Origin of the sequence: Pseudomonas sp. SIMBA_041 (assembly GCF_046535095.1) — a bacterium.
Classification (GTDB): domain Bacteria; phylum Pseudomonadota; class Gammaproteobacteria; order Pseudomonadales; family Pseudomonadaceae; genus Aquipseudomonas; species Aquipseudomonas mucoides.
On record NZ_JAWRXJ010000677.1, the window covers coordinates 1 to 250 of the forward strand.

Sequence of the window (250 nt, forward strand, 5' to 3'; positions counted from 1 at the left end):
CTATGTACGAAGACACCCAGCTGACCGGCAACTCCCTGACCCCGAGGATCGCGGTCAACTACCTGATCAACCCGCGCCACGGCTTGCGGGCGGTGTATTCGGAAGCCATCCGCTCCCCGGACATGTTCGAGAACAACGTCAACTGGAGCTACCGGGTCACCGGCCTGAGCACCCCGGTCTACGGCCAGAACAGCGCCCAGTACTTCGTCAAGACCCGTGGCCCCGGCAACCTCGACCAGGAGCACATGCG

At 63.6% G+C, this 250-nt stretch carries 1 protein-coding gene; it reads left to right on the plus strand.

Features of this window, described 5'->3' with window-relative positions; translation table 11 throughout:
* On the plus strand, window positions 1-250 hold a 250-nt coding region (locus tag SB725_RS32825; RefSeq protein WP_410923652.1), incomplete at both ends, for a TonB-dependent receptor domain-containing protein.